Annotated in this window: 7 protein-coding genes; all 7 read left to right on the top strand. The window is 40.0% G+C overall.

The window, feature by feature from the left end:
- Positions 1-351: thiamine pyrophosphate-dependent enzyme (locus STRDD10_RS11400; RefSeq protein WP_269450110.1), on the top strand; the 351-nt coding region annotated here is incomplete at its 5' end.
- 15 nt (positions 352-366) lie between these two features.
- On the top strand, positions 367-1,359 hold the full coding sequence (locus STRDD10_RS01750; RefSeq protein WP_067192612.1) for an alpha-ketoacid dehydrogenase subunit beta: 993 nt from the start codon (positions 367-369) through the stop codon (positions 1,357-1,359).
- Between the two features lie 269 nt (positions 1,360-1,628).
- Positions 1,629-2,672 carry a dihydrolipoamide acetyltransferase gene (locus tag STRDD10_RS01740; protein ID WP_067192609.1) on the top strand — a complete coding sequence of 348 codons (1,044 nt, stop codon included), beginning with the start codon at positions 1,629-1,631 and terminating at the stop codon, positions 2,670-2,672.
- Positions 2,673-2,716: 44 nt separating this feature from the next.
- The gene (gene lpdA / locus STRDD10_RS01735; RefSeq protein WP_067192608.1) at positions 2,717-4,417 is read left to right on the top strand and encodes a dihydrolipoyl dehydrogenase; all 1,701 of its coding nucleotides are present in this window, start codon (positions 2,717-2,719) and stop codon (positions 4,415-4,417) included.
- 376 nt (positions 4,418-4,793) lie between these two features.
- Positions 4,794-5,783 (top strand): lipoate--protein ligase, encoded by a 990-nt coding sequence (locus STRDD10_RS01730; RefSeq protein ID WP_067192606.1) that lies wholly within the window; start codon positions 4,794-4,796, stop codon positions 5,781-5,783.
- Between the two features lie 1,125 nt (positions 5,784-6,908).
- Positions 6,909-7,823, top strand: coding sequence for a metal ABC transporter solute-binding protein, Zn/Mn family (locus tag STRDD10_RS01725; protein ID WP_443031077.1), 915 nt, complete (start codon positions 6,909-6,911; stop codon positions 7,821-7,823).
- Positions 7,820-10,856: pneumococcal-type histidine triad protein (locus STRDD10_RS11395; RefSeq protein ID WP_067192603.1), on the top strand; the 3,037-nt coding region annotated here is incomplete at its 3' end. The genes STRDD10_RS01725 and STRDD10_RS11395, both read left to right, overlap by 4 nt.

Raw genomic sequence — 10,856 nt, 5'->3', positions numbered from 1 at the left:
CCAGACGGCAACAATGTTATCGAGGTCTACGAAGGATTTAAAAAGGCTGTGGACCATGTACGCTCTGGTCACGGTCCTGTCTTGATTGAAAGTGTGACCTATCGTTGGCTTGGACACTCCTCTTCTGACCCAGGGAAATACCGGACTCGTGAAGAAGTCGAAGAGTGGAAAAAGAAGGATCCAATCGAGCATCTTCGTAAGTATCTGACCGAAAATGGCATTGCAACAGCAGAAGAATTGGATGCCATCCAAGCAAGTGTCAAGGAAGCGGTAGAAGCCTCTGTCAAATTTGCGGAGGAAAGCCCATTCCCACCACTTGAAACAGCCTTTGAAGATATTTACGCAGACTAAGGAGAAAGAGATAAAATGGAAACAAAAACAATGTCGTTCCGCGACACCATTATCCTAGCTATGTCTGAGGAAATGCGTCGTGATGAAAATGTACTATTGATGGGTGAAGATGTCGGCGTCTTTGGCGGCGACTTCGGAACTTCTGTTGGCATGTTAGAGGAATTCGGTCCGGAACGCGTTCGTGACTGTCCGATTTCTGAAGCTGCTATTTCAGGAGCAGCAGCAGGGGCAGCCATGACCGGCCTTCGTCCAATTGTTGACATGACCTTTATGGATTTCTCGGTTATTGCTATGGACTCCATTGTCAACCAAGCAGCCAAAACACGTTATATGTTTGGTGGTAAAGGGCAGGTACCTATGACGATCCGCTGTGCAGCGGGTAATGGTGTTGGTTCTGCAGCTCAACACTCCCAATCATTGGAATCTTGGTTTACCCACATTCCAGGATTGAAAGTAGTGGCTCCAGGAACGCCAGCGGATATGAAGGGATTGCTCAAATCTTCAATTCGTGATAATAATCCAGTCATTATCCTAGAGTACAAGTCTGAGTTTAACCAAAAAGGTGAAGTGCCTGTGGATCCAGACTACACGATTCCACTTGGTGTCGGAGAAATCAAACGCAAAGGTACCGATGTCACAGTTGTAACTTACGGAAAAATGCTTCGTCGTGTGATGCAAGCAGCTGAAGAATTGGCAGAAGAAGGCATCTCAGTAGAAGTGGTAGATCCTCGGACCCTAGTTCCGCTTGATAAAGACATCATCATTAACTCTGTCAAGAAAACAGGGAAGGTTGTCCTAGTCAATGATGCCCACAAAACAAGTGGCTATATCGGTGAAATTTCAGCTATCATTTCTGAATCAGAAGCCTTTGACTACCTTGATGCCCCAATCCGCCGTTGCGCTGGGGAAGATGTGCCTATGCCTTACGCACAGAATCTAGAAAATGCCATGATTCCAACTGTCGAAAGCATTAAGGATGCCATCCGAAAAACTCATAACAAAGAGTAATCTACATAAAATAAGTTATGTAAATAATCAGTTCGAATCGATAATATTCGACGAATGACTTAGTAAGTCTACTAGGTTGCCCGCCTAATAGCGGCAACCGTAGTACCATGAGACACGTTTCGTGTCCATGGTACTTGTAGAGTTGAACACGGGCTAAAGTCAGTGCAAAAAAGCTAACGTTTCCTAGAAATTTAGATTTCTTGGGCAAGTTTTCTATTTTCAACTTGATTTTTGCCCCCCTTTGTATCATAAATAAAACAGGAGTACACATGGCTGATGATAAGCTAAGAGCGACTCCGGCTGCACGGAAATTGGCGGATGATCTTGGAATCAATCTGTATGATGTTTCTGGAACTGGAGCACAGGGTCGTGTCCACAAAGAAGACGTGGAAACCTTTAAAGAAAACAATGTGGTTCGCATTTCACCACTGGCAAAACGAATTGCGACTGAACACAATATTGCTTGGCAGGAGATTCAGGGAACGGGTCACCGTGGCAAGATCATGAAAAAAGACGTGCTTGCCTTCTTGCCGGAAAATATCGAAAGTGACAGCATCAAATCTCCAGCTCACATTGAGCCGGTTGAGGAAGTTCCAGACAATGTAACGCCTTATGGTGAGATTGAGCGGATCCCAATGACACCTATGCGTAAGGTGATTGCTCAACGCATGGTTGAGTCTTACCTGACCGCTCCAACCTTTACCCTCAATTACGATGTGGATATGTCAGGGATGCTGGCTTTACGTAAGAAGGTCTTGGATCCGATTATGGAAGCAACTGGTAAGAAGGTGACTGTGACGGACTTGCTGTCTCTAGCAGTTGTCAAGACTCTCATGAAACACCCGTATATCAATGCTTCCTTAACCGAAGATGGCAAGACTATTATTACCCACAACTACGTTAACCTTGCGATGGCAGTTGGGATGGAGAACGGTTTGATGACGCCTGTCGTCTATAATGCCGAAAAACTGACGCTTTCAGAATTGGTAGTAGCCTTCAAGGATGTGATTGGTCGGACATTGGATGGTAAATTAGCTCCAAGTGAATTGCAAAATTCAACCTTTACTATTAGTAACTTGGGTATGTTTGGTGTTCAGTCTTTTGGACCTATTATCAACCAACCAAACTCAGCTATCTTAGGTGTTAGTTCAACAGTAGAAAAACCAGTGGTTGTGAATGGTGAAATCGTCATCCGTCCAATCATGAGTCTAGGACTTACGATTGACCACCGGGTTGTTGATGGGATGGCTGGTGCCAAGTTCATGAAAGACTTGAAAGCATTGATTGAAAATCCAATCTCAATGTTGGTATAACAGGCAAATTGTAAGTGTAGAGATATAGATAAAGGAAATAAGACATGGCTTTAGAAGTAATTATGCCCAAGGCCGGCGTGGATATGACCGAAGGACAAATTGTCCAATGGAATAAAAAAGTCGGCGAATTTGTAAAAGAAGGCGAAGTCCTTTTGGAAATCATGACTGACAAGGTCAGCATGGAATTGGAAGCAGAAGAAGATGGTTATCTGATTGCTATCTTAAAAGGTGATGGAGAAACGGTTCCCGTAACGGAGGTAATCGGTTACCTAGGTGAAGAAGGGGAAAATATCCCAACTGCGGGTGCAGCACCAGAAGCGAGTCCAGCACCTGTAGCAAGTGTTTCTAATGATGACAATAAGAGTGACGATGCCTTTGATATCGTTGTCATTGGTGGAGGACCTGCAGGATATGTATCTGCCATAAAAGCCGCTCAACTCGGTGGTAAAGTCGCTCTTGTAGAGAAGTCAGAACTCGGTGGAACCTGTCTTAACCGTGGTTGTATCCCGACTAAGACCTATCTTCACAATGCTGAAATCATCGAAAACATCGGTCATGCTGCAAACCGTGGTATTGTCATTGAAAATCCAAACTTTACAGTGGATATGGATAAAGTTCTTGAAACTAAGAATAAGGTTGTTAATACCCTGGTTGGCGGTGTTGCAGGACTCCTTCGCAGTTATGGCGTTTCAGTTCATAAAGGAATTGGGACCATCACTAAAGACAAGAATGTCCTAGTTAACGGAACTGAACTTCTTGAAACCAAGAAGATTATCTTGGCTGGTGGATCAAAAGTCAGCAAAATCAATGTTCCTGGTATGGAATCACCACTTGTTATGACCAGTGATGACATTTTGGATATGAACGAAGTGCCAGAAAGTCTTGTCATTATCGGTGGAGGTGTTGTCGGTATCGAGCTTGGACAAGCCTTTATGACCTTCGGTTCAAAAGTAACCGTTATTGAAATGATGGACCGGATTGTTCCAGCGATGGATGCAGAAGTGTCTAAGAATCTTCGCCTCATCCTTGAACGGAAAGGCATGACAATCTTGACAGATACCAAACTCCAAGAAATCATCGAAGAAAATGGTCAACTTCGTATCAAGGTTGAAGGAAAAGAGGATATCATCGCAAGCAAAGCCCTTCTATCTATCGGTCGTGTGCCAGACCTTGAAGGTATTGGCGATGTTGAGTTTGAATTGGACCGTGGACGCATCAAGGTCAATGAATACATGGAAACGTCTGTGCCAGGTATCTATGCACCAGGGGACATCAACGGTACCAAGATGTTAGCCCACGCAGCCTTCCGTATGGGAGAAGTTGCAGCTGAAAATGCTCTTAAAGGCAACCACCATGTGGCTAAGCTCAACTTGACACCTGCAGCTATTTACACGTTGCCAGAAGTGGCCGCTGTTGGTTTGACGGAAGAACAAGCTCGTGAGAAGTATGATGTTCAAATCGGTAAATTTAACTTTGCGGCAAACGGTCGTGCCATTGCGTCTGATGCAGCTCAAGGTTTTGTTAAAGTCATTGCAGACAAAAAATACGGTGAAGTGCTAGGTGTTCACATCATTGGTCCTGCTGCAGCTGAACTGATCAATGAAGCTTCAACGATCATTGAAATGGAAATCACAGTCGAAGAAATGCTCAAGACCATCCATGGTCACCCAACTTTCTCAGAGGTTATGTACGAAGCCTTTGCAGACGTTCTAGGGCTTGCTGTGCACTCACCTAAGAAGAAATAAATGGATTCGTTCACATAAATGTTCATAAACTAGTACGGACGGTAGTTACCTCTATTATTGGAGTTCCATACCTAAAAATTGGACCATTTGGCTCAATTTTTCCGAGAAATGGCTTAATAAATAATTTTCCTTCTCGAAGAAATATTTGGAAGGCTTAGTCAGACGCAGTGGTTGATTGGTATCTTTGTTCGCTGGACAAACTTCAAAGATACCTAATCAACTGTGCGGGGGTGGGAATACGAACTTTTTTACTAGCGAAGTTCTGTCCCACTCCCTTCTTTTTACTAGTTCAGAAAATTCAAGAGAACGAAACGTATTCTATCTAGCACTCATCTTGCTATGCCTAGCATTTATAAAATGAATTTTAGGAAATACTATGAAATACATTATTAATTATTCAAATGATACAGCTTTTAATATTGCTCTTGAAGAATATGCCTTCAAACATTTACTCGATGAAGACCAAATCTTCCTTCTTTGGATCAATAAACCATCCATCATCGTAGGTCGCCACCAAAATACCATCGAGGAAATTAACCGTGATTACGTTCGCGAGCACGGAATCGAAGTGGTTCGTCGCATTAGCGGAGGTGGAGCTGTGTATCACGACCTCAACAATCTTAACTACACCATTATCTCAAAAGAAGATGAAGATAAGGCTTTCGACTTCAAGAGTTTTTCAACACCAGTTATCAATACCTTAGCACAATTGGGTGTGAAGGCAGAGTTCACAGGACGTAATGACCTTGAGATTGATGGTAAAAAATTCTGTGGCAATGCCCAAGCTTATATCAATGGTCGTATCATGCACCATGGTTGTCTACTCTTTGATGTGGATTTGTCAGTCCTTGCCAATGCCCTTAAGGTTTCAAAAGATAAGTTTGAATCTAAAGGAGTGAAATCTGTTCGTGCCCGTGTAACCAATATCATTGATGAATTGCCTGAAAAGATCACTGTAGAAGAATTCCGTGATTTGCTTCTGGACTACATGAAGAAGGAATACCCAGACATGACAGAATATGTCTTTTCTGAGGAGGAATTAGCAGCAATCAACCGCATCAAAGAAACCAAATTTGGTACTTGGGACTGGAACTACGGCAAATCACCAGAATTTAATGTTCGCCGCGGAACCAAGTTCACCAGTGGTAAGGTGGAAATCTTTGCGAATGTTATCGAATCAAAAATCCAAGATATCAAGATTTATGGGGACTTCTTTGGAATTGAGGACGTTGCAGCAGTTGAAGACGTCCTTCGAGGAGTGAAATACGAACGTGAAGATGTCCTCGTAGCACTTCAGAGTATTAACCTAGCCCGTTACTTTGCAGGAATTACTGCAGAAGAAATCGCAGAAGCAGTGGTGGAATAAGAAGTGTACCTCATCAACTATAGTGAGTAATTGAAAAGAATAAATGGTAAAGGAGCAGAGTAAACTGCTTCTTTTTTTGATATTTTAGATGTCAAATGAACATCTTAAGAAAAATAATTTATTCTTATTAAACAAAAGATCAATTCAGTTTTTTTGTTCTAGCTAGCTAACGACCACCGAGGGGGGGCAAGAGTTTCGCAGAAGGAGCCCGGCTCTTTTCAAGCACAATTGGCCGTCATTCATTTATCTCTAGAAAATTTATAAGTTGAAGTCAAAAAACTCCAAAGAAATTTGGACATTTTACAGAGTAAAGGTCTTCCTTTATATCCAAATCAGGATGTTACTCTGAAATTTTAGGGACACTTTCATCGTAATTTAGATTGAGGTATAACAAATGGATGCTGAGTAATCAAAGAAACTATCTGATAATTTACATTTTGAAAACAAGGCTGAAGCTGTGGAATTAGTTCAATCTATCGTCAATAGTAAATTTAGATATTTAGGTGGAGTAGCAGAAGTTAAAAATTATTAGGTTTATAGAAAGAAAGGTGATAGAAGATAATGGAAGTTACTCATTAGGTATTTGACAAAATAAAAATTAATTACGGTTGGAAAAAAGATATTTCTTTAAACATTTTCGATAGGTACCATAAAATATTCTTAAGATATAATTGGATACAAACATAAGGTTTATGCTTTGTTACAACCCAAACTGATTATGTTTCTTTTAACTTTTGTTGAAAATATTGAAGAATCTAGCTTTTTATGTGATTGTGATTGGGACAAAGAAAATGGTATAGGATAAAAATTTGTTAATGACCTATTGTCTGAGATTAGTTACCAGTTCTTCAGACACTCCATTCTATATATTCAAAACAACCTAGCACTTTATGCTCCATCATTCCTACAGTGTATTTCCCCACTACAAAATAATATAACTACAAAAAAGGTGGACAGCAATAGTGTCTGCTTTTCTGTACTATAGAATAAAGTGACTAAATACTTTTTAAAAATCCTGTTTTAAGTTTTTTGATTTTTTTTAAAAAAGACTTGACATATTGATTTTTTAGGAGTATATTATTAACCAGTTATATAACTGGTTAAACATTAACTAAGGAGTTTTTGATGAAAAGAAAGATATGCATTCTAATTTTGAGTTTGTTTGTCTTGGTTCTTGTTGCTTGTGGTCAGAAATCTAGTCAGCAGGGGAAGGGCCTCAAAATTGTCACTAGTTTTTATCCCATTTACGCTATGGTTAAGGATGTATCGGGAGAGATTAACGATGTTCGCATGATTCAGTCGAGCAGTGGGATTCACTCTTTTGAGCCGTCTGCCAATGATGTGGCTGCTATCTATGATGCGGATGTCTTTGTCTATCATTCTCACACGTTGGAATCATGGGCAGGAGATTTGGATCCAAGTTTACAAAAGTCTAAAGTCAAGGTTTTAGAGGCATCAGAAGGCATGAAATTGGATCGTGTTCCTGGCTTAGAGGATGTTGAGGCTGGGCAGGGTGTTGATGAAAAGACGCTCTATGATCCGCATACCTGGTTGGATCCTGAAAAAGTAGCGGAAGAAGTGCAAATTATCGCTGATAAGCTATCCAATGTGGACGTAAAGAATAAGGATATTTATCAGAAGAATGCTCAAAACATCATCCAACAGACTAGGAAATTAACAGAGAAATACCAGCCGATTTTTGAAAAAGTAAGTCAGAAAACCTTTGTGACCCAGCATACGGCTTTCTCCTATCTCGCCAAGCGTTTTGGTTTGACACAATTAGGTATTGCCGGAATCTCTCCAGAACAGGAGCCTAGCCCTCGACAGTTAACAGAGATTTCGGAGTTTGTCAAAACTTATAATGTCAAAACCATTTTTGTAGAAAGTAATGCCAGTTCAAAGGTTGCAGAAACACTTGTCCATTCAACAGGTGCTCAATTAAAAACTCTGAATCCGCTTGAAGCAGATCCACAAAATGAGTTAACTTATCTGGAGAATTTGGAAGAAAACTTAAAAATATTAGCAGAGGAATTAAAATGAAAAAGAAATATATAGTTGGGACAGTTGCCATTGTAGTACTTAGTTTATGTAGTTATGAATTAGGTCGTTATCAGAGTCGAACTAGCAAGGAAAGCAACCGTGTTGCTTACATTGACACTAAAGAAAAGAAAACTGCTCAAAAGATGGAAAATCTTTCTCCTGATGAGGTGAGTGCCAAGGAGGGAATTAACGCTGAGCAGATTGTTGTAAAGATTACTGACCAGGGATATGTGACTTCCCATGGGGATCATTTTCATTATTATAATGGTAAGGTGCCATATGATGCCATTATCAGTGAAGAACTCATTATGCGAGACCCTAACTATGTTTTGCAGCAGTCTGATATTGTCAATGAAGTCAAAGACGGCTATATCATCAAGGTGGATGGCAAGTATTACCTCTACCTCAAGGATAAAAATCACACGACTAATGTGCGAACAAAGGCTGAAATTCAGCAACAACGAGAAGAGTATAGTAAATCAGGTGCTCGTAGAGAAGCTAAGGGAGAGCAGTTAACACCAGCAGTAGAAAAAGCTGTAAAGCAAGCCAAAGCACAGGGACGGTATACAACAGATGATGGCTATATTTTTAGCCCTACAGATGTGATAGAAGATACAGGAGATGCCTTTATTGTTCCCCATGGGGATCATTTTCACTACATTCCTAAGAGTGATCTATCACCGAGTGAGCTAGCAGCAGCGCAGTCTTATTGGGATAGTAAGAGTAAAAGGGGTTCTTCAAAAGGTGAGGCTTTTGCTGGGGATGTGAAACACCTAGGTCTTCAGCCGACTGTTCACTTGGTTCCTAGTTCGCAGAATCAATCGAATCCCGATCAGCCAAGACCAATTAATCCAAACCATACAGTATTGCAACCAAATTTGATACCGAATACACCTTCAACAAATCAAGTAGATAGTATTGAACAACTTCTACAACAACTTTATAGCAGCCCTATCAATCAACGTCATGTGGAGTCAGATGGTTTAGTATTTGATCCTCAAGATATTATCCGTAGAACAGCTAATGGAGTAGCAGTTCCACACGGAGATCATTATCATTTTATACCATTTAGTCAGATGTCTCCTTTAGAGGAACGTTTGGCGCGTCTGATTGAAATCGGAAAAAACTATAACGTATCTAGTTCCACTACTGTTCAACCAAGCTTACCAACACCACCAGTAGTTTTACCGTCTGAACCGACTCCACCTCATCATAAAGAGGTAGAGCATGATTCTACCCATGAAGTTGTGACGGGAAAATATCAAGAATTGGTTTCAAAATTGAATATTCTAGACACAGATTCTTATGGTTATGCTAAGCGAGAACTGCTTGGTCAATTACAACTAGCTCACCAAAGCAAAAATGATAAAGTATTCACGGAGATAGATAAATTACTTAATGAACTTAAAAATTTTCATGAGCAGAAAAGTGTGATTGCAGTTGATTACCTCAAACTCTTTTATCAGCATGTTAATGATGCACGTTTGTCGAAAGATGTTCGTGATAAGATAGCTCAGCTGGCTTTGACTCTCTATCAGAATCAATCATCGACGGCTTCTGATAACCTAAATGGTCTTTTCCCAGAATTGTTTAAGGCTAAACTAGATATTGAAGCTATCCAACAGCAAGGTTCTTTGGTTCCTTCAAATGATAAGACGATTTTGGACACTGAAAAAGAGAATGGACAAAGTCTAAAAATTGCAATTTCTAAATTTTTAAGTGAACATTTTAGCGATATTGCACCAGCAACACAAGATGAGGTGACAAAAGAAGAAGTACGGATTTTCTTGCAAAAAGCAGAAGAAGCACTGACTGGTATTAAGGATGAAACTACTAGAGCTAGTCTTCAACAAGAGGTAGAAAATCTTCGTGTAACACTTCAAAATAATCAAATTAATCCGGTAACAATTATTGAACAGGCTAAAGATTTATTGGCACGTGTAACAGGATTAGTGAAACAAAACGAATCGGAACTATCTCCACAGCATCAGGCGGTTTATGAAAAGCTGTATCCAATTATTTCGAAACTTCATAAAGAATTAGAAGAAAAACATGCTAGTGATGAGGAAAAATCGAAAGTTGATGATTTCTTTAAACGTTTGTCTCAAGCGGATAGTGATAAGTCAGCTCTGATGAAAGAAATATTTGATTTCAAACATGATGAACGAGTAGGGAAACCAAACTCTCAAATCATTTATAGTGCAGAGGAAATAGAACTTGCTCGGAGTTTAGGGCATTATGTTACTTCTGACGGCTATATCTTTGATGCCCATGATATTATTAGTGATGAAGGAAATGCCTATATCACTCCTCATATGGGACATAGTCATTGGATTGATAAAAATGATTTATCTGAAATAGAACGCCAAGAAGCCCAAGCTTATACCCAGTCTAAGGGCATTCTGCCACCATCAGAAGATGATAAGTCTCACTTTGACTCTACCAATGATGATGCTCAAGCTGTTTATAATAGAGTTGCACCTGCAAATATCGTTCCATTTTTACATATGCCTTATATGACTGCATATACAGTTGATGTAAAAAATGGGAATCTGATTATCCCTCATAAAGATCACTATCATAATATCAAGTTAGCTTGGTTTAATGATGGAAGTTTTAAAGCACCTGCTGGATATAGCTTGGAAGATTTCTTTGCAACGATTAAATTTTACGTAGAAAATCCGACTGCACGACCAGACTCCGATGATGGTTGGGGAAATGCTAGTGATCATGTTTTAGGTAAAAAAGACGATGTAGCAGAAAAACCGATTGAAGAAGAAGAACCTGAGGTTGAGCCAGAAGCCCCAGATTTGGTTACTCCAGAGGAAGTACAAGAAGAGTTAAATAAAATCCAAAACCTATTGGATTCACTTGATAATCATCCTAAAAAGGCAGAGTTTGATGAAATTTATGCAGGATTAACATCTAGTTTGGCACTTGCAACACAAACAAGAACGGATTTGCTCAAACAAGCTCAAGCTCTTTACCAAACGATCCAAAATCAACTAGGAAATGCTACCTCATCAGAAATTT

The sequence above is a fragment of the Streptococcus sp. DD10 genome, assembly GCF_001578805.1.
Taxonomy (GTDB): domain Bacteria; phylum Bacillota; class Bacilli; order Lactobacillales; family Streptococcaceae; genus Streptococcus.
The sequence above is the reverse complement of the archived record's forward strand: the minus strand, read 5'-3'. Positions and strand labels throughout refer to the sequence as shown.